This is a genomic window from Streptomyces sp. NRRL F-6492, assembly GCF_001280125.1.
In the GTDB taxonomy this organism is placed as follows: Bacteria; Actinomycetota; Actinomycetes; order Streptomycetales; family Streptomycetaceae; genus Streptomyces.
The window spans coordinates 1-413 of sequence record NZ_LGEG01000141.1 but is presented as its reverse complement, the minus strand read 5'-3'; the positions used below and the strand labels follow the sequence as shown (position 1 = coordinate 413).

At 70.5% G+C, this 413-nt stretch carries 1 protein-coding gene; it reads left to right on the top strand.

Annotation, left to right across the window (positions count from 1 at the left end):
* Positions 1–413 (top strand): polyketide synthase (locus ADL08_RS12895; protein WP_199836997.1); only part of this gene is annotated, 413 nt, incomplete at both ends.

Sequence of the window (413 nt, the reverse complement as noted above, 5' to 3'; positions counted from 1 at the left end):
GCGGGAATCCTCGTGGTCGAGCGGTTGTCGAGGGCGCGGCGTGAGGGTCATCGGGTGCTCGCGGTGGTGGCGGGTTCGGCGGTGAACCAGGACGGTGCGTCGAACGGTCTGACGGCGCCGAACGGGCGTGCGCAGGAGGAGGTGATCGGTCGGGCGCTGGCGGACGCGGGTCTGGCCCCGTCGGACGTGGACGCGGTGGAGGCGCACGGGACGGGGACGCGGTTGGGTGATCCGATCGAGGCGCAGGCGTTGATCTCCGCGTATGGCGGGGGTCGTGAAGTGCCTTTGCTGCTGGGGTCGTTGAAGTCGAACATCGGGCACGCTCAGGCGGCTGCCGGGGTGGGTGGTGTGATCAAGACGGTGATGGCGTTGCGGGCAGGGGTACTGCCGAAGACGCTGCACGCGCGGGAGCC